The sequence below is a fragment of the Candidatus Pelagibacter sp. Uisw_127 genome (assembly GCF_047722515.1).
Classification (GTDB): domain Bacteria; phylum Pseudomonadota; class Alphaproteobacteria; order Pelagibacterales; family Pelagibacteraceae; genus Pelagibacter.
On record NZ_CP159815.1, the window covers coordinates 55,443 to 74,246 of the forward strand.

Annotated in this window: 25 protein-coding genes and 1 tRNA gene; 12 read left to right on the forward strand and 14 right to left on the reverse strand. The window is 28.7% G+C overall.

What is annotated here, in order from left to right; translation table 11 throughout:
• Positions 1 to 14: 14 nt before the first annotated feature.
• Positions 15 to 542, reverse strand: coding sequence for a J domain-containing protein (locus ABXT65_RS00240; protein ID WP_415323505.1), 528 nt, complete (start codon positions 540 to 542; stop codon positions 15 to 17).
• A 25-nt stretch (positions 543 to 567) separates the two neighbouring features.
• On the opposite strand from ABXT65_RS00240, the gene ABXT65_RS00245 reads away from it, so the two are divergent.
• Positions 568 to 828 carry a BolA/IbaG family iron-sulfur metabolism protein gene (locus ABXT65_RS00245; protein ID WP_415323506.1) on the forward strand — a complete coding sequence of 87 codons (261 nt, stop codon included), beginning with the start codon at positions 568 to 570 and terminating at the stop codon, positions 826 to 828.
• Here ABXT65_RS00245 and aroB read toward each other — a convergent pair.
• Positions 817 to 1,923 carry a 3-dehydroquinate synthase gene (gene aroB, locus ABXT65_RS00250; protein WP_415323507.1) on the reverse strand — a complete coding sequence of 369 codons (1,107 nt, stop codon included), beginning with the start codon at positions 1,921 to 1,923 and terminating at the stop codon, positions 817 to 819. The two genes, ABXT65_RS00245 and aroB, sit on opposite strands and share 12 nt — an antisense overlap.
• Positions 1,910 to 2,422 carry a shikimate kinase gene (locus tag ABXT65_RS00255; RefSeq protein ID WP_415323508.1) on the reverse strand — a complete coding sequence of 171 codons (513 nt, stop codon included), beginning with the start codon at positions 2,420 to 2,422 and terminating at the stop codon, positions 1,910 to 1,912. Before ABXT65_RS00255 ends, aroB begins: the two co-directional genes overlap by 14 nt.
• Positions 2,423 to 2,480: 58 nt before the next feature.
• On the opposite strand from ABXT65_RS00255, the gene ABXT65_RS00260 reads away from it, so the two are divergent.
• The 5 genes from ABXT65_RS00260 to truA are packed head-to-tail and all read left to right on the forward strand — an operon-like array spanning position 2,481 to position 6,606.
• The gene (locus tag ABXT65_RS00260) at positions 2,481 to 2,657 is read left to right on the forward strand and encodes a hypothetical protein (protein WP_415323509.1); all 177 of its coding nucleotides are present in this window, start codon (positions 2,481 to 2,483) and stop codon (positions 2,655 to 2,657) included.
• Entirely contained in the window at positions 2,632 to 4,392 is a 1,761-nt protein-coding gene (locus ABXT65_RS00265) for a hypothetical protein (RefSeq protein WP_415323510.1), read from the forward strand. The genes ABXT65_RS00260 and ABXT65_RS00265 overlap by 26 nt, the downstream gene beginning before the upstream one ends.
• A gap of 26 nt (positions 4,393 to 4,418) precedes the next feature.
• The gene (gene def / locus ABXT65_RS00270) at positions 4,419 to 4,937 is read left to right on the forward strand and encodes a peptide deformylase (protein ID WP_415323511.1); all 519 of its coding nucleotides are present in this window, start codon (positions 4,419 to 4,421) and stop codon (positions 4,935 to 4,937) included.
• A gap of 3 nt (positions 4,938 to 4,940) precedes the next feature.
• The gene (gene fmt, locus ABXT65_RS00275) at positions 4,941 to 5,873 is read left to right on the forward strand and encodes a methionyl-tRNA formyltransferase (protein WP_415323512.1); all 933 of its coding nucleotides are present in this window, start codon (positions 4,941 to 4,943) and stop codon (positions 5,871 to 5,873) included.
• A complete protein-coding gene (truA, locus tag ABXT65_RS00280) occupies positions 5,866 to 6,606 on the forward strand; it encodes a tRNA pseudouridine(38-40) synthase TruA (protein ID WP_415323513.1) in 741 nt (246 codons plus the stop codon). The genes fmt and truA overlap by 8 nt, the downstream gene beginning before the upstream one ends.
• Here the strand turns inward: truA and ABXT65_RS00285 are convergent.
• The 10 genes from ABXT65_RS00285 to rpmH are packed head-to-tail and all read right to left on the reverse strand — an operon-like array spanning position 6,596 to position 14,021.
• The gene (locus ABXT65_RS00285) at positions 6,596 to 7,114 is read right to left on the reverse strand and encodes an SET domain-containing protein (RefSeq protein WP_415323514.1); all 519 of its coding nucleotides are present in this window, start codon (positions 7,112 to 7,114) and stop codon (positions 6,596 to 6,598) included. The two genes, truA and ABXT65_RS00285, sit on opposite strands and share 11 nt — an antisense overlap.
• Entirely contained in the window at positions 7,107 to 8,036 is a 930-nt protein-coding gene (locus ABXT65_RS00290) for a histone deacetylase family protein (RefSeq protein ID WP_415323515.1), read from the reverse strand. Before ABXT65_RS00290 ends, ABXT65_RS00285 begins: the two co-directional genes overlap by 8 nt.
• Positions 8,037 to 9,191 (reverse strand): succinyl-diaminopimelate desuccinylase, encoded by a 1,155-nt coding sequence (gene dapE / locus ABXT65_RS00295; protein ID WP_415323516.1) that lies wholly within the window; start codon positions 9,189 to 9,191, stop codon positions 8,037 to 8,039.
• Positions 9,192 to 10,010, reverse strand: a complete 819-nt coding sequence (gene dapD / locus ABXT65_RS00300) for a 2,3,4,5-tetrahydropyridine-2,6-dicarboxylate N-succinyltransferase (RefSeq protein ID WP_415323517.1) — start codon at positions 10,008 to 10,010, stop codon at positions 9,192 to 9,194.
• Positions 10,011 to 10,039: 29 nt separating this feature from the next.
• Entirely contained in the window at positions 10,040 to 10,711 is a 672-nt protein-coding gene (locus ABXT65_RS00305; RefSeq protein ID WP_415323518.1) for a pyrimidine 5'-nucleotidase, read from the reverse strand.
• Entirely contained in the window at positions 10,708 to 11,574 is an 867-nt protein-coding gene (gene argB / locus ABXT65_RS00310; protein ID WP_415323519.1) for an acetylglutamate kinase, read from the reverse strand. Before argB ends, ABXT65_RS00305 begins: the two co-directional genes overlap by 4 nt.
• Positions 11,575 to 13,251, reverse strand: coding sequence for a membrane protein insertase YidC (gene yidC / locus ABXT65_RS00315; protein ID WP_415323520.1), 1,677 nt, complete (start codon positions 13,249 to 13,251; stop codon positions 11,575 to 11,577).
• Positions 13,251 to 13,502, reverse strand: coding sequence for a membrane protein insertion efficiency factor YidD (gene yidD / locus ABXT65_RS00320; protein ID WP_415323521.1), 252 nt, complete (start codon positions 13,500 to 13,502; stop codon positions 13,251 to 13,253). Before yidD ends, yidC begins: the two co-directional genes overlap by 1 nt.
• Positions 13,502 to 13,846: a ribonuclease P protein component gene (gene rnpA / locus ABXT65_RS00325; RefSeq protein WP_415323522.1), complete on the reverse strand. Its 345-nt coding sequence runs from the start codon at positions 13,844 to 13,846 to the stop codon at positions 13,502 to 13,504. Before rnpA ends, yidD begins: the two co-directional genes overlap by 1 nt.
• A 10-nt stretch (positions 13,847 to 13,856) precedes the next feature.
• The gene (rpmH, locus tag ABXT65_RS00330; RefSeq protein ID WP_415308528.1) at positions 13,857 to 14,021 is read right to left on the reverse strand and encodes a 50S ribosomal protein L34; all 165 of its coding nucleotides are present in this window, start codon (positions 14,019 to 14,021) and stop codon (positions 13,857 to 13,859) included.
• A gap of 92 nt (positions 14,022 to 14,113) precedes the next feature.
• Between rpmH and ABXT65_RS00335 the strand changes: the two genes are divergently transcribed.
• Positions 14,114 to 14,833: a TVP38/TMEM64 family protein gene (locus ABXT65_RS00335; protein ID WP_415323523.1), complete on the forward strand. Its 720-nt coding sequence runs from the start codon at positions 14,114 to 14,116 to the stop codon at positions 14,831 to 14,833.
• A gap of 2 nt (positions 14,834 to 14,835) precedes the next feature.
• Here the strand turns inward: ABXT65_RS00335 and ABXT65_RS00340 are convergent.
• Positions 14,836 to 14,909: transfer RNA gene (locus ABXT65_RS00340), tRNA-Thr, on the reverse strand.
• A 102-nt stretch (positions 14,910 to 15,011) separates the two neighbouring features.
• Between ABXT65_RS00340 and ABXT65_RS00345 the strand changes: the two genes are divergently transcribed.
• From ABXT65_RS00345 to hisD, 5 genes are all read left to right on the forward strand, one after another.
• Positions 15,012 to 15,209: a hypothetical protein gene (locus ABXT65_RS00345; protein WP_415323524.1), complete on the forward strand. Its 198-nt coding sequence runs from the start codon at positions 15,012 to 15,014 to the stop codon at positions 15,207 to 15,209.
• 100 nt (positions 15,210 to 15,309) lie between these two features.
• Entirely contained in the window at positions 15,310 to 15,867 is a 558-nt protein-coding gene (gene dcd, locus ABXT65_RS00350) for a dCTP deaminase (protein ID WP_415323525.1), read from the forward strand.
• Positions 15,868 to 15,869: 2 nt separating this feature from the next.
• Positions 15,870 to 17,123 (forward strand): UDP-N-acetylglucosamine 1-carboxyvinyltransferase, encoded by a 1,254-nt coding sequence (gene murA, locus ABXT65_RS00355; protein ID WP_415323526.1) that lies wholly within the window; start codon positions 15,870 to 15,872, stop codon positions 17,121 to 17,123.
• The gene (locus tag ABXT65_RS00360; protein WP_415323527.1) at positions 17,123 to 17,518 is read left to right on the forward strand and encodes a DUF2948 family protein; all 396 of its coding nucleotides are present in this window, start codon (positions 17,123 to 17,125) and stop codon (positions 17,516 to 17,518) included. The genes murA and ABXT65_RS00360 overlap by 1 nt, the downstream gene beginning before the upstream one ends.
• Positions 17,518 to 18,804, forward strand: coding sequence for a histidinol dehydrogenase (gene hisD / locus ABXT65_RS00365; protein ID WP_415323528.1), 1,287 nt, complete (start codon positions 17,518 to 17,520; stop codon positions 18,802 to 18,804). Before ABXT65_RS00360 ends, hisD begins: the two co-directional genes overlap by 1 nt.

Genomic DNA, 18,804 nt, shown 5'->3' on the forward strand with positions numbered 1-18,804 from the left:
GTTGTATATTTAAATTAGGTGTCAATTTTTTCCCTATAAGTGTTTTTTAGCTGGGTGTAAGCTAAAGTGATTAATTTAAGTTTTTCTTCGTATTCTTTATTTCCTAAATTAATATCAGGGTGAAATTTTTTGACAAGAGTTTTGAATTTGTCTTGTATTTGTTCCCATTTTAAACCAACTGAAACACCCAAAATACTAAAAGCCTTAATATCGTTGGCATCAAACTTGAACTGATTCATGTGATTATATTCACCTCTAAGTTTAGTCTTATCAAATTCATCTTTTAAAGTGTTATTCCAAAGAACTTTAAAAAAATTATCTGAAGAACTGAAGCTTTGTGTAGGTTTATGCCAAGTCATATCAGACTTTAAAAAATCAAACACTTGCTCATCATCCATTCCTTTAAAATAATTCCAATTTTTATTAAATTCTTTAACATGAGCTAAACAAAGCAGTCTGTAGCTTTTGCTATTATCTTTTTCAATTGGCGCCTTATATTCACCAATTTCCAAGCAATTATTCCAGTCACAAATATTTTTCATGTTATATAATAATAAAATAATACTTATGAATATAAATGAATTAATTGCAATTGTTAAAAATAAGCTTGAAACAGAAATTGTTATTCAGGATCTCAAAATTGAGGATAAAAGTTTTTTACATAAAAATCATAAGGGCCACCAAGAAGGAAAATTTCATTTAAAACTTATAATAAATTCGGAAGAACTTGCTAAATCAAGCAAGATAGTATCAACAAAAAAAATTTATAGTGCTTTGGACAGGGAATTAAAAGAACACATTCACTCTATTCAAATACTACTTAATTAATTCTTTTCTTAGAAAAAGATTAATTTTTTTTTCATCAAATTGTAGTTTATGTATTGGAGACCCTATTTTTTTAAGTAAGACTAAATTTATTTTTTTCGTATTATTTTTTTTATCCTTTTTCATAAAAGACAATATTTTATTTAAATTTTTTATAGAAAAGAATTTATTAATATTTTTTGGAAGGTTTAGTTTATTCAAATGATTTTCAATCAAGTTAAAGTCTTTAATACTTAGAATACTGTTTAATAAACTAAATTTTGCAGCTGTTTTAATACCTAGAATAACTGATTCCCCATGATTAAGTTTTTTTGAATAACCTAGCGTCGCCTCATAAGCGTGAGCAAATGTATGTCCGAAATTTAAAATTTTTCTTATACCCATTTCTTTTTCATCAGTTTCAACAATTTTCTTTTTAATAGAACAGCTTTTGAAAATTGCTTTTTCTATTAAGGGACTTTTAAGGTTTAAAATTTGAGAACCATTTATATCTAAAAAGGTAAAAAATTTTTTATCTGCAATTATAGCGTGTTTTAAAATTTCTCCATACCCACATATAATTTCTCTTTTAGGCAGAGATTTCAAAAAAACAATGTCAGAAATTACCAAACTTGGTTGGTAAAACGCACCAATTAAATTTTTACCATATTTGCTATTTATCCCTGTTTTTCCTCCAATTGAAGAATCTACTTGAGAGAGCAAAGTGGTAGGTATATTAATAAATTTTAACCCTCTCTTAAATATACTAGCTGCAAAACCAGAAACATCTCCAGTAATACCACCTCCAATGGAAATCACACAATCGTTTCTATTAAAATTTTTACTTAGCAGAATAGATAAAATGTTATTAATACTTTTTTGATTTTTGTTTTTTTCGCTAGAATTAAAATAATGAAGAGATATTTTTTTTTGAGGTAAAGCATTTAAGACTTTATCTATTAGTTTTTTTGGTACATTTTTATCAGCAATAACAAGACATTGATTAAAACTAATCAAATTTTCTTTTAAAATTACCTTAAGTTTATTTAAGATGTCACTCCCTATAAAAATTGGATATTTGTGACTAGTAGTTTTTACCTGAAGTTTAATTAAGTTCATAAATTTTTATAATTTTTTTTACTATCTCAGTTTTTGTAAGTTTATTACAGTTTATTTTAAATTGTGCATTTGTGTATATTTTTGATCTATTTTTAATTATTTCTCTTATTTCTCGATCTGTTGAATTAAATGCGAGAGGTCTTTTTTTGCTATCTTTAATTCTTTTAACTAAAATTGATTCATCTGAATTAAGCCAAAATGAAAAATGGTTAGCAAGAATTTCTTTTCTAATTTTAGCATTAATAAATCCACCACCACCAAGAGAAATAACAACTTTAATTTTTTTTAAAGTTTTGAGTGTAATTTTTTCTTCTAGATTTCTAAAATATACCTCACCTTTTTTCTCAAATATTTCTGAAATACTCATTCCAGCTTTTTCTACAATCAAATTATCTATATCAATAAATGGAAGATCTAACTTTTTAGAAACTAAATTGCCAATAGAAGATTTTCCAGACCCCATCATGCCTAAAAAAACGAGGTTTTTAATTAAATTCATAAGCTTTCTTTATTGAAAAAACACAAATATGTCTTAATTTGGAATTAATACAGATTACATGCAATTTTCAAAAAATACAAGTACTGGCACAAGTAAAAACTTTATAATTAAAATAACATTAGTTTTGATTGTTATTCTTGGTGCATTGATATTATTGAACAAAATTGATTTTCCATCCCCTAATAAAGAAATTGAAAAAATCATTTCAAATGAAAAACTTAAAATTATTAAATAAAAAATATTTATCATTTATTTTATTTTGTTTATTTTTTGGATTTACTGCTCAATCTCAAGAACCTATTGATATATGGAATATTGAAGAGAAAAAAGCTGTTGAAAATTTTGATATAATTGAAAACAATGAAGAAAAAAATGTTACACAGAATAGCATTTATAAAATGCAATCCCAAAAAGATAATCAAATAAATATAGAAGAAGATCAGGAATTAACCTCAAATAAAATCGAAATTGTAGGGCTGTATGATCCAGCAGAAAATGGACTAAATATTAATATGTGGTCTAATTCAAACGGAGATCAAATCTTAAATATATTTAAAAGAATTAATAAAATGAATCTTTCAAAAGATGCTTCAGAAATTTTAGATATTTTACTTTTAACTAATGCTCATTATCCTGAAATAAATATTTCGAAAGATCAATTCTTACAATTAAAATCAAACTGGCTTATTAAAAATTCTAATCTTCAATTAATTGAAAACTATTTAATAAAAAATCAAATAATCAACGACCACCCCAAGCTTACCAAGCTATTGGTGAATGATTATCTTTCTAGATCTAAAATAAAAAAGGCATGTGAGATATTTTCTAACATTAAAGGTCTAATTCAGGATGATTATTTATCAAAATTTAATATCTATTGTTTAATTAATAATAACAAAAAAGAAGAAGCTCAATTATTGTTAGATTTAAAAAAAGAAGTAGGTTTTGATAATAAATTTTATGAAAAAAAAATAAATTTTTTAATGGGATATTCTAATGAACCAGATTTAGAGATATCAGAAAATACAATTTTAGATTTTCATCTATCACACAGGACCAATCCCCAATTTAAATTTGAACCTAAGGACTCTACATCTAAACAAATTTGGAAATATTTATCAGCATCAAATTTATTAGGTAACACTAAAGATATAGAGATTACAGATATAGATAAGATTAATCGTATTGAAAAAGCCACACATGAAAAACATTATGAAGAAAAAGAATTATTTGAACTTTATAAAAGATTTCAATTCAATATTAATCAATTATTAAATATTAAAGAATCCACAAAAGTATTATCTGCTGTTGAATCAAGAGCATTAATTTATCAAGGAATTTTAATTACTACTGAAATTGAAAGTAAACTTCTATTAATAAATGCTTTAAAGAATTCATTCAAAAATGAAGGCATGGAAAATGCATTTGATGTAGAGCTAAGAACGTTTTTAAAAGAGATTGAAAAAGAAGAAGTTCCTTCTAATTTTAGCTCTTTTTATAACAACTATGTTGATTTAGATAAAACTGAATTAACCAGTATTAAAATAAATAACAAAGTTTTACATCAATCAAAATTGATTAACTATTTCAAAGGTGGTGCTTCGTTAAAAAATATAACTAAAGATTTAAATGATTCATTGAAAAAAGTTAAAAAAAATAAAAAATATTTCTTTTCAAAAAAAGACATCATTTTAGTTGAAACTTTTAAGTCAGACGGCATTCAAGTATCAAAAAAATTTAAAGATTTATACGAGATAAAAGAGTCAGAAATACCTTCTGATATTCAAATATTTATTAATACTTCCGATATGGCAGCTGCTATGTTGCGAATTGTTGAGGTTATTGGGCAAGATGAGATAAAAGATATCGATGATGATACATTATATTTTATAATCAGTACGCTTAATCAGCTTGATGTTGACCCATTAAGAAATAAGATTCTTCTTAAAGTTCTTCCTTTAAAAGTTTAAAATTTATAATAAAATAATCTGTAATTATGTCAGTTAAAAAAATTTTAACAGAACCAAACAAGTTATTACGTCAAATATCAAAGAGTGTTGATAAAGTTGGTGATGCTGAGAGAACACTAATGGACGATATGCTTGATACAATGTATGACGCTCCTGGTATTGGTCTTGCAGCTATTCAGATTGGAGTTCCTAAAAGAATTATAGTTATGGATCTTGGTAGAGATGAAGATAACAAAGAACCAAGGTATTTTGTCAATCCAGTTATAAAAAATAAAAATGAGGAGAAAGCAAAATATGAAGAAGGATGCTTATCTGTACCAGACCAGTTTGCAGAGATAGAAAGACCCAACTCATGTGAAGTTGAGTATTTGGACTATAATGGAAAAAAACAAGTATTAAAAGCAGATGGATTATTAGCAACTTGCATTCAACATGAAATGGATCATCTAGAGGGAATTTTGTTTATTGATTATTTATCAAAATTAAAAAAATCAATGATTATAAAAAAACTTTCTAAGATTAAGGTTAAAAGAGAAATTTTCTAGAAAATGTTAAAAAAAATTGTATTTATGGGTACGCCATTATTTGCTGTGTCGATATTAAAATCATTATATCAAAATGGTTACTCAGTATCAGTGGTGTATACACAGCCACCTCAAAAATCACAAAGAGGACAAAAGATTAATAAATCACCTGTTCAAGGAATTTCAGAAACCCTAAAAATAGAATACAGAACACCAAGTTCATTAAAAAACAATACTGAAGAATATAATTACTTAAAAAAATTAAATGCGGATATAGCAATTGTGGTTGCTTACGGACAAATTATTCCAAAAGAGTATTTAAGTTTAGTTAAAAAAGGTTTTATTAATATTCACGCATCACTCCTTCCAAAATGGAGAGGAGCAGCGCCTATTCAAAGATCAATTATGAATTTAGAAAAAGAAACGGGTATCAGTGTTATGAGAATAGAGGAAAAATTAGATTCAGGACCTATTTGTAATTCTTATAAAATAGAAATTATGACTGATGATAATTCAGAAACAATATCTGAAAAGCTTTCCACAATAGCGGCGGAAAAAATATTGGATAATATTGACAATATCCTAGACGATAAAATAGAATTTAAAGAACAGAATCATAATGAAGCAAGCTATGCAGCTAAAATTGAAAAAACAGAAGGCCAAATAGAATGGGGTGAAACTGCAGAAAGTATTATTGGTAAAATAAATGGATTATATCCAAGTCCTGGTGCTTTTTTTACTTACAATGGGGAAAGATACAAAATTTTAAAAGCAAGTTTAGCTCTTGGTAGAGGTAAAATTGGAGAGGTATTAGATAACTATTTAGAGATTAGTTGTGGCAATAAAAAATCAATTAAAGTTCTAGAAATTCAAAGACAAGGGAAAAGGCCTCAAAATATTAGTGAATTTATGCTTGGATCGCAAATTAAAAAAGGTTCAAAATTAAGTAATGCATAGATATCAAATTTTAATTGAATATGTTGGAACCAATTTTATTGGTTGGCAAATTCAATCTAAAGGAAAATCAATTCAAAAATTAATTCAAACAAAACTATCTAAACTTTTAAAAGAAAAAATATTATTAATTGGATCTGGAAGAACAGACTCAGGGGTTCATGCCATTGAACAATCAGCACATTTCGAATGCAAAAAAGAAATTCAAAACATAGATAAGTTTTTAAAATCAGTAAATCATTTTGTAAATGATACGAGTGTATCAATTATAAATATTAAAAAGAGAAACATAAATTTTCATGCAAGATTTTCTGCAAAACAAAGGATTTATAAATATATAATTTTTAATCGATTGAGTAGACCTTCTCTAGAAAAAGGAAGAGGGTGGCACATAATTAAAGAGCTAGATGTTACTTTAATGAAAGAGGGTGCAAAAAAACTTTTAGGCACTAATGATTTTTCTGCATTTAGATCATCAAGTTGTAATGCTAAAAGTCCAATTCGAACTATGAAATCAATTAAAATAAAATCAATTAAAGGAAGAATTGAAATACAATTTAAATCTCAATCATTTTTACAACAACAAGTTAGATCAATGGTTGGTTGCTTAAAATATCTAGCTGAAAAAAAGTGGGATTTAAAAAAGTTTGATTATGTTTTTAAATCAAAAAAAAGAATACTTTGTGCTCCTCCTGCACCAGCTGAAGGCTTGTTTTTGGAAAAAGTTATTTATTAGATTTTTGTCGACCAATACTGAATTTTTTATTAATTCTCCATCTTGATTCAGCTCGAACAATATAACCACAACAGTTTTTAGAACGACATTTACATGAGAATTGTTTATAGTCTCCATCGTAACTAAAACCATAATCAGCAGTTATTTCTTCACCTTTTTTAATATCCTTTATGGCAACTACCCATAACTTTAAACCTGTTCCATTATAATCACAGTTATTAGAACAAGAGTGATTTATTAAACGCGCAGGGTTCCATGAAACATCCCCATCCATGTCATATTTCTTATTTAAGTTAAATAAGTAGATAGGTTTCGCATTATCAAATCTTTCAGTCTCTTCTGTTTGTTTTTTAGTAATAATTTTACCAACATAATCAATAATTCTAGTACCTTCGTTAATATCTTTTGCAGCATAAAGGCCACGACCCTTTTTATCGATGTCAGATTTTTGAATTCTATAAAGTTTCATCATGAGTTCTTTAATGTCTATTGAGAAATTATCAATCAAATTCTATTAAAGCTTTTACATGCATCTCGGTACTTTCTTGAAGTGCTAAGAGGTCGTAACCACCTTCTAGGATAGAGACCACTTTTCCATTACAATATAATCTAGATGACTCTAAAGTTCTTTTGGTGATTTCGTAAAAATCTTTGCTCTCTAATTGAAATTGGGCTAATGGATCATCCTTATGGGCATCAAAACCGGCAGAGATTAATATAAATTCAGGTTTAAATTCAGCTATTTTTTTGAGTACATATTCATAAGCACTTAAATACTCCTCAGAGGTCGTGCCAGCAGGTAGTGGAATATTGAATATATTATTATGTTTACCTTTTTCTTGTTCTGTACCAGATCCAGGGTAGTACGGGAATTGATGAGTTGAAATATATAAAACTTTCTCATCGTCATAGAAAATGTCTTGCGTTCCGTTTCCATGATGAACGTCAAAATCAATGATTGCAATTTTATTAAGTTTATATTTATCTATTAGGTAATTAGCTCCAACAGCTACATTGTTATAAATACAAAAACCCATAGCTTTATTTTTTTCTGCATGGTGTCCAGGAGGTCTGACTGCACAAAAAGCATTTTTAAATTCATTATTTTGAACACCATCAATAGCCGTAATGATTGATCCTACAGCATCTGAAGTAGCCTCCTTACTGCCTGGAGAGACAATTGTATCTCCATCTAAAAAAGACAATCCTTTCTTTGGAAAAGATGATTCTACAAAATTTATATAATCAGAATTGTGAGTTATTTCTAAAAGTGATCTGTCAAATTTTGAAGGTTTTTTCCAAATCAAATTTTTATTATCTAACTTTTTAAAATTGTCAATTACCGCAGTAACTCTATCAATTTTTTCTGGATGCCCGTCGCCTGTATTGTGATTTTGATAAGTATCAGAGGTTATTAAACCAGTTTTCATTTAGAAATAATTTTCTAAAATACTAGAATATATCTTAGTTAACTTTTTTAAATCTGAAATAGATACTGCCTCATCTACTTTATGCATTGTTTTGCCTACTAGACCAAATTCTAAACATGGAGCAATTTTTCTAATGAATCTCGCATCAGAAGTTCCGCCTGTTGTAGATAGTTGTGGTTTAATTTTTGTAATTTTTTTTATGACATTTTGAATCATGTAAGTAGTTTTATTAGGTTTAGTTAAAAAAGCTTCACCTGATACACGGTATTCTATTTTAAAATTAGACTTATCTTTTTTGGTAATTTTTTTAAAAATTTTATTTAATCTATTTTTTAAGCTAGAGGACGTGTGTTTATTGTTAAATCTTATGTTAAATGAAGCTCTAGCAACACTTGGAATAACGTTGTCAGCAGTATTATTGATATTAATTTTAGTTACTTCTAAATTTGTTGGTTGAAAATCTTTTGTTCCTTTATCAAATTTTATTTTTTTTATTTCATTTAGTATTTTGATCATTGTAGTTGATGGGTTGTTAGCACGATGAGGATAGGCAACGTGGCCTTGAGTTCCAATTATAGTTAACTCTGCGTTCATACTTCCTCTTCTACCAATTTTAATCATTTCACCAAGTTTATTAGGGTTAGTAGGCTCTCCAACTAAACAAAAATCTATTTTTTCTTTTTTCTTCTTTAGGTAATCAACTACTTTTTTGGTACCGTTGATTGCAACACCTTCTTCATCACCTGTAATCAATAAACTAATAGAACCCTTAAATTTTTTATTATTTGATATAAAGTTATTCACTGCAACAACCCAACTTGCTATTGCACCTTTCATATCATTTGCACCTCTTCCAATTAAGTGGTTTTTTTTAATAGCAGGACTAAATGGTTTTACGGTCCAATCTTTTAAATTTCCTGGAGGTACCACATCCAAGTGACCTGCAAACATAAAGTTTGGTTGTGCATTACCTAATCTTGCATATAAATTTTTAACTGGTTTAGAATTTTTGTCCTTAAATTCTAATATTTTACACTTAAATCCAATAGTGGTCAGTTTATTGGCTAAGAATTTCATTACACCTACATCAACAGGTGTAATACTTGGAAATCTTATTAGCTCTTTTGCTAATGTAATTTCATTATAAGTTGGCATTTAGTCTCTCAATAGATCGTTAATAGAAGTTTTAGATCTAGTTTTTTCATCAACTTGTTTAATTATTACCGCACAATATAAAGCAGGACCCTTACTATCTTTGCTTGGTAAGCTACCTGGAACTATAACTGAGTAAGGTGGAATTTTTCCATAGATTACTTCACCAGTTTCTCTGTAAACAATTTTTGTAGATTGACCAATAAATACACCCATAGATAAAACTGACCCTTCACCTACGATCACTCCTTCAACTATTTCAGAACGAGCGCCAACAAAACAGTTATCCTCAACAATTGTTGGGTTAGCCTGCATTGGCTCTAATACCCCACCAATTCCAGCACCACCAGATATGTGACAGTTCTTTCCTATTTGAGCACAAGACCCAATTGACGCCCAAGTATCGACCATAGTTCCCTCATCTACATAAGCTCCAATGTTTACAAATGAAGGCATCAAGACAACATTTTTCCCAATGAAAGATCCGTGTCTAACCACTCCATTAGGCACCATTCTAAATCCAGCTTTTTTGTGTTCTTCTCTCCCCCAGCCTGCAGTTTTTCCTTTAACCTTATCCCACCATGTAGCGTAAGGGCCTGCAAGAGTTTGCATTTCGTTAGTTTTAAAACTTAAAAGGATTGCTTTTTTAATCCACTGGTGAACTACCCACTCATTATCTTTTTTTTCAGCAACTCTTAAAACACCTTTATCAACAAGTTCAATTGTTTCTTTAACTGCATTCAATATTGATTGGTCTGATTGACCATTAATTGAATCTTTATTGTTCCAAGCTGTATTGATAATGTTTTCAAATTCTTTCATAGTTTTAACTTATCTTTTGTAGGTTATTTTTATTGTGCTTTTAATATATTAATTTCTTGAAGAAAAGAAGGCAAGATCTTAATCTTATAATCAATATAAGGTTTATGGGCATCTTTTTTTGCAAAAGCCTCATCATTTTCAAGCCAACAAGTTTTCATTCCTAGATTTTTAGCTTGTTCTAAATTATGAGCAATATCTTCAATCAATATTGATTTTGTTGGATCTAAATCAAATTTTTCTACAATTTTTTTGTAAGGTTCAATTTTCGGTTTTGGGATAAAGTTGGCATCAACAATATCAAATGCTCCATCAAACAAGCCATCTATACCCAGTTGTTTAGTTACGTTTTCAACATGAGCATGAGAACCATTTGTAAAAATATATTTCTTTTCCTTAATTTTAATTAATTCTTCTCGCAATAGCTCATCTCTGGGAAGCCAGCTAATATCTATATCGTGAACAAATTCAAGAAATTCATGTGGATCAATTTTATCATGATTCATTAACCCTGATAATGTTGTTCCATATTCGTAGAAGTACTCTTTTTGAATTTCTCTTGCTTTAGTTAAAGCTACATTAAATTTTTTTGAAATGAAGGAAGACATCTTCTTATCAACCTCTGAAAAAACTTTTGTTTGACCGCTATAAAGAGTGTTATCAAGATCAAATAACCAGTATTTTATATTAAGTAAATTTTTCATTCTCTAATTAAAGTTCCAGAACCTTTATCAGATAATAGCTCAAAAAGAATTGAGTGATTTTTTCTTCCATCAATTATCACTACCCCTTTAACCCCGTTACTTGCAACATTTAGACAATTGTTAATTTTAGGTATCATGCCACCAGATATAACCTTTTGATCAATTAATTCTTTAGCTTTTTGAGAGTTAATTTCAGGTATTAGTTTTTTTTCATTATCTAATACGCCTTGTACATCGCTAATAATCATTAATCTTCTAGCTTTTAACTCAATTGCAATCGAGCCTGCTGCAGTGTCAGCATTGATATTAAAAGTCTGATTATCTTTATCTAACCCTAGAGGAGCAACTACTGGTACTTCATTCAATTTTACAGTTTCGTTTAAGAAATCCTTGTTAATTTTAGTGGGTGTTCCCACAAAACCAAGGTCTTTATTTTCCTGTGTGACAGTAATTATATTATTTTCTTTTGTGGTAATTCTTTTTGCCTTGCAGGATAGATCGCTTAAAGCCTCTACAATTTCCTTGTTAAATTCAATCAATACATCCTCAACTATATTGATAGTATCTTTATCAGTAACTCTTAGTCCATTAATAAAATTACTTTTAATACTAACTGCTGCAAGTTTGCTATTAATTCTTTTTCCACCACCGTGAACAATTATGGGATTAAAGCCGAGCTTGTTTAAAACAACAACATCTTTAATAAAAATTTCAAATAATTTTGGATCAACTAAAACACTTCCACCACATTTAATGACAATAAATTCATCATTATATTTTTCTAAGTATTTTTTTACCTCTTCAACTGTTGGACCGTCTTTAGGTAAAATGTTTATTAACTCTGTTTCTTTTAACGACAACATTTAAGTTGTTTTAATAGTCATTTTTCTTTGAACAATATATTGTTGAATCATTGTAAATATATTATTAAAAGACCAGTAAATCACAAGGCCTGCAGGAAATGGTGCAAGAATTACAGTTAGAAACACTGGAAAGAACATAAAAATTTTAGCCTGTATTGGATCTGGTGGGGTTGGGTTAAGCTTTTGTTGTATGAACATAGTAATACCCATAATGATAGGCCACGCACCTATTAATAAGAAAGAAGGTGGATCCCAAGGAATTAAACCAAAAACATTAAATAAAGATGTTGGATCTCTATCACTTAAGTCGTGTATCCATCCGTAAAAAGGCATGTGTCTCATTTCAATAGTTACAAATAAAACTTTGTATAAAGCAAAGAAAACTGGAATCTGAACTAGGATAGGCAGACAACCACTCATGGGGTTAACTTTTTCTTTTTTATAAAGAGCCATCATTGCTTGTTGTAATTTCATTTTATCGTCTTTATGAATTTCTTTTAATCTAGCCATTTCAGGAGCTAATAACTTCATCTTTCCCATCGACTTAAAGCTAAAGTTAGCGAGAGGAAAGAAAGCCAATCTAATACAAACTGTAACAGCAATAATTGCTAAACCATAATTGCCAAGCAATTTAAAGAAGTAGTCCAATACAAAAAATAAAGGTTTAGTTATAAAATACATAAAGCCCCAATCAATCGCTAGATCAAATTTATTGATATTTAGACTTTCAGCATAACCATCAATGACATTTACTCTTTTAGCTGCAACTATAATTTGAATTTTTTCTTCAATAGAGCTGTTTGCTTTAACCTCAATACCTTTTGTGGATATGTAGTTAGCTCTGAATTTATTTTTATAATCAAAAGTTGTTTTAAACTCTTTACCTTTAGGAGGTATAACCGAAGTAACCCAAAACTTATCTGAAATAGCAACAAATCCTTCTTGCGCAGTTTGGGTAAACTTCTTTTCCTGAATATCGTCGTAATCTTCTTCAATTAACTGATCGTCAAGTACAGATAGAAACCCCTCATGTAAAATATAAAAACCAGATATTTCTGGTAATTTATTTCTAATAATTTGCCCATATGAATAAAAATTATAAGATTTATCTGATGCATTAATTATTTTTTCTTTTACAGTAAATAAGAATTGATCATCTAAGCTTATATATTTTTCGAATGTAATGTCTTGAGAGTTACTCCATGTCAGTTTTACAGGACTATTATTAGTTAATCTTTTATTTCCAGAAACTTTCCAAACTGTAGAAGAATCAGGTACGTCTATATTTTTGTTAGTGCTTACAAAGCCACTTTCAATTAAGTAACCATCTTCAACATTTCTTGGGCTCAATAGAGTTATTTTATCACCTCCATTAAGTTCAACATTATATTCTTTGAAAGTTAAATCATCTATTGCTGCACCTTTTAAAGAAATAGATCCAACAACACTACCATTTTCAAATTGAATTCTATCATTTTCTTTTAAAGCATCTGCTCTTGAAAGTTTTGAGAAGTTTTCATTTTTATCTAAGCTAGGAGTATCAGTATTATTTTCAATTTTTTTTTGTTCAGCTAAATTTTGCTTGATAATTGCAGGGTCAGGCTGAAAAAAAAGAGAGTATAAAATAATAACTGCTGCTGATAGTGATATTGCTGCTATTACGTTTCTAGTATCCATTATTTTTTAGCCTTTAATTTTTTATTTACCGGATCAAATCCTTCACCACCACCTAATATTTTGATAGGGTGACATGAAAAAATTCTTTTTGTACTTTTAGAAACCCCTTTAATGAGCCCATATGTTCTTAAGCATTCAATTGCATATTCTGAACATGTTGGAAGATATCTGCACGAAGGAGTTAGGTAGGGGTTAATAACCATTTTATAAAATTTGATCAGGCCAATTAAAATGTTTGATATAATATTCATTACTTAATTTTTTCTATGTCTTTAAATAAAGTGTCTTTTATTAGCGCATATTCGTTGTTTAGCATAGTTATTTTCGCAATCACGAGGTAAGAATAGTTAAAGTTTATTGATATATTTTTTACAGCTTCGTTTATAATATTTCTTAATCTTCTTTTAACTTTATTTCTTTTGACGGCACCACGGATCAGTTTTTTTTTAGCTACAAAGCTGATATTTAGTTTTTTATTATCTTTGTCTTCAAGAGAACCAAAAAAGAGGGTAATATATTTATTTGAGATTTTTTTCTTCTTAAGTAAATTTTTAAAATCTTCGTTTTTAGAAAGAGCAACAATTTTGCTTTTCATTTAGTCTAGCTTATTTACCTTTTGGCTTTTTTTGAGTAGATGACACTGTAAGATCCTTACGTCCCTTATCACGTCTTCTCTTAAGAAGTTTTTTTCCACCTTTAGTTGCCATCTTTGATCTGAAACCATGTTTTTTAAGACGCTTTCCAACTTTGGGTTGATATGTTCTTTTCATAGGATTTGTTTAAGTTTTTTTAAATTCCGCCCTTTATAGTAATTATATGTATAAATAGCAAACAGAAGATTTTATAATACCACTAGTAAATTATGGAAAAATCAAAAAAAGTTAAGATAACTTTAGGTTTATTTTATCTTCTAGCTGTTTCATCATTTTTATACTTTTTTTTATCAAAATTCACCCTTGGAGAATTAACCAGCTATGAATTCATTAAAAATAATAGAGATTATTTTTTTGGATTAAAGCAAACCAATTTATTTTTAATTTCTCTAATATTTTTAATAGCTACAATTGTTTGGGTTGTAATGGCTGGATTTGGTTTACCAGCTGCACTCCTAGCAGGGTTTATTTTTGGTAAGTGGCTTGGAACTTTTATTCTAATAATTGGAATGACTATTGGAGCAACAATTCTATACACCATTGGAAATTATTTTTTTAAAGAAATCATTAAAGAAAAGTTTTTAAATAAATTTAAAAATTTAGAAGTTAAATTTAAAAAATCAGAATTTATTTACCTTTTAATTTATAGATTTATCGGGGGTATTCCTTTTGCATTATCAAATGTATTACCTTGTATTTTTAATGTTAGAGCAAGCAATTTTTTTTGGGCAACATTAATAGGGTTAACACCACCACTATTTTTAGTTGTTTCAATTGGAAGTGGACTTGAAAAAATCATAGAACAAAATTTAGAAGCTCCAAGAATCATTGACTTGATATATTCGCCAGATATATATATTCCAATGCTTGCGTTTGTGTTCTTAATAATAATCACAATTATAGCTAAAAAAATATTCTACAAGAATTAGTCTGGTGCCCCCACCAAGAATCGAACTTGAAACTTATCCTTACCATGGACATGTTATACCATTTAACTATAGGGGCTATTTTGGTATTTATTGAAGTATTTCTATAATAAATCATTTTTTCAAAAAATTGCCTTAATTTTTTTCATATAATGATTTATATCTAGCGGAGGAAAATTTTATGGGAATTCATTACGATTACAAATCTACCAAAGGCAACAAGCTAATGGAAAAGCAAGCTAAGAGAGAGAAGAAGCTTGCAGAAAAAAAAGCAAAGCGTGAAGCTAAAGAAGGTCCAAGAGTAGAAGAGGAACCAGAGAAAACTTTAGATGCATCAAAGCCTATCACTTTAGATTTTTTAACTAATCCAGATAAATAATGAGTGATAAAGAAAAAAATGAAAGATTAAGTTTGGCACTTAAAAAAAACCTTAAAAAAAGAAAAATTTTTCAAAAAAAAAATAAAAAGAAAAGCAAATAATGTCAATACTTTCCGATAAATCTATAAGAAAACTTGCACTAGAAGAGGCAATGATTTATCCTTTTGTAGATAAGCAGGTAAGAGACGGTAAAATTTCCTATGGACTAAGTTCATTTGGCTATGATGCAAGAGTAGCTGATGAATTTAAAATATTTCACAATGTAAACTCTTCTATTGTTGACCCCAAAAAATTTACTTCAGATAACTTTGTTACAAAAAAAAGCTCTGAATATATTATTATCCCTCCAAATTCCTTTGCCCTAGGAACCACAATAGAAGTTTTTAAAATTCCAAGAGACGTTATGTGTATTGTTGTGGGTAAAAGTACATATGCAAGAACTGGAATTATTGTTAACGTAACACCGATTGAATCAGAGTTTTTTGGTACCGTTACTCTAGAATTTTCAAATACTACTCCACTGCCTGCAAAAATATATGCAAACGAAGGAGTTGCACAATTTTTATTTCTAAAAGGAGATCAGTCTCCAGAAACTTCATACGCTGACCGCAAGGGTAAATATATGGGTCAAACTGGAGTAACTTTACCAAAAGTATAATCATGAAAAAATTGGAAGTCTTTGGAGCAGCAAAGCTCAAGGGACAAATTAGAATTTCAGGTTCTAAAAATGCGTCCCTACCAATCTTAGCTGCAACTTTATTATCAGATAAAAAAATATATTTAACAAACCTCCCCAAGGTAAAAGATATTGAAACAATGATACTATTATTAAAGTCTTTAGGTTCAGCAATTGAAGATAATAAAAAAATATTGACTATTAACAACAATAAGCAAACCAAAACTTTTGCAGCTTATAGCTTGGTTAAAACTATGAGAGCAGGGATATTAGTTTTAGGACCATTACTTGCAAAGTTTGGTAAGGCAAAAGTATCCTTGCCTGGTGGCTGCGCGATTGGTACAAGACCAGTTGATATTCACTTAAAAGCACTATCAAAACTTGGAGTAAAATATAAAATCATCCAAGGGTATGTTCACGCAAATGCCCCCAAAGGATTGGTTGGAGCAAATATAAAATTTCCAAAAATTTCAGTTGGTGCTACTGAAAATTTGATTATTGCCTCTTGTTTAGCTAAAGGAAAAACAACATTATCAAATTGTGCAATAGAGCCTGAAATTAAAGACTTAGTTAGTTTTTTAATTAAGATGGGCTGTAATATTAAATGGACAGCAAAAAGAACCATTAAAATTGAAGGTGTAAAGGATCTAAGTGAAATAAAATATCAGGTAATGCCAGACAGAATAGAGGCAGGTACTTACTTAATTGCTGCTGCTTTAACTGAAGGAAATCTAAAGATTGTAGGAATGGATCCAAAGATTATTAGCACAGAAATCAATATTTTAAAAAAAATAGGTGCAAAAATTATTCAAAAGAAAAATGAAATACTTATTCAGGGAAGTAAAAAAATTAAAAGCATAAATATTAAAACATCTCCTTATCCTAATTTTCCAACAGATCTACAGGCGCAAATGATGGTACTACTATGCAAGGCTAATAAGAAATCTTATATTAGAGAAGAAATATTTGAAAATAGATTTATGCACGTAGCAGAGTTAAATAGAATGGGAGCAAAAATTTCTATTAATGGAAATAAAGCAACAATAGAGGGAAATATTAAATTTGAAGCAGCAGAACTAATGGCAACAGATTTAAGAGCGTCTGTCTCACTAATACTTGCTGCACTTACAGCCAAAGGAAAGTCTGTAATTAATAGAATATATCACCTTGATAGAGGGTACGAGAACATAGAAAAGAAGTTAAAAAAAGTAGGCGCCAAAATTAGAAGAGTTAATTAATGAAAAAAAAATATTTATCAAAAATTATTGCAAATGATAATGAAGGTTTACAAATGATTTCAGCATGTTGTGCTGGAGCTGAGATCAAAGTTAGCGAAATCAAATATCTTCAAAAAAATAAGGTTTTCTTATTATCTTTAAAGCGAACAAAAATTGAAACAGAAAATGAGAGTAAAAAAGTAAATAGTATCTGTAAATTTGAGTTTGTAGATAATGTTAAATCCAAGAATATAAAACAAGACGATGTTGACCAAAAACTTGAATTGATAACTATGGATTATTTAAAAAATAATAACAATTATGAGATTAGCTTAATTTTTACTAATAATGCATATATAACTTTATCGACAGAAATAATTGAAGTAACTCTTGATGATCAAAATAAAATTGATTAATGATTAAAATATTAGACAGTAAAATTAAAAGCTTTAATGTAGTTTTAGATAAACTGCTATCTAAAAGAAAAAATAAAGTCCAGCTTAACTCAGTTTCAGTTACTAAAATTATTACAGATGTTAAAAAAAATGGGGATAAAGCTGTTTTAAAATATGAAAAAAAATTTAACAAAAATAGTATTATTATTCCAAATCCTAAAAAAATAACTAAAGTTATAAAGTCCCTAGACCCAAAAGTTAAAAAAGCAATTGATCTTGCTTATAATAGAATTTATAAATTTCACTCTTTACAAAAATTCAAAGATATTTCTTATACTGACAAATTACAAAATAAATTGGAATATAAATATGTTCCAATTGAATCAGTTGCAATTTATGTGCCAGGTTCAACAGCTTCATACCCATCAAGTGTTTTAATGAATGCAATTCCAGCTCTTGTTGCGGGTGTTAAAAGGTTAGTGATGATTAATCCAGGTCAAAAAGGAAAACAAAATCCAGCTGTATTATACGCCGCAAGAAAATGTAAAATTAAAGAGATCTATTCAATAGGTGGGCCATCAGCGATTGCAGCAGGTGCATATGGTACTAAAAAAATTAAAAAAGTTGATAAAATTGTAGGCCCAGGAAACTCTTATGTAGCGGCTGCCAAAAAAGAAGTCTTTGGTGATGTAGGAATTGAAGGGATGACTGCTGGACCTTCAGAGGTGACAATAGTATGTGATAAGTTCTCAAATCCAGAATGGATAGCAAGTGATCTTATAGGGCAAGCAGAACATGATAATCTTGCTCAATGTATTTTAATTTCAAAAGATAAATTGACTATCAAAAAAGTTAATGAAGAAATTAATAAACAATTGAAAGATTTACCAAGATCAACAATTGCAAAAAGTAGCTTGATTAATAATGGAATTTTAATTCATATGTCATCTGATCAAAAAATTATTGATACTGTAAATAAAATTGCACCAGAACATTTAGAGCTTAATATTAAAAACTATAAAAATATGGTTAGAAAAATTAAAAACTCAGGATCTATTTGTTTAGGTAAGTATGCTGTAATGGCTATGACGGATTATAATGTTGGTTCTAATCACGTATTACCAACTAATTCGTCAGCAAGATATTCAAGTGGCGTTAGTGTTAATGAGTTTTACAAAAGAATTTCATATATAAATCTATCAAAAAAAGGGATTGAAACCCTTGGTCCATCAGTTATAACACTTGCAAACTACGAGGGTTTAGTGGGACACGCTAGATCAGTAGAAAAAAGAATTAGGAGAAAATAA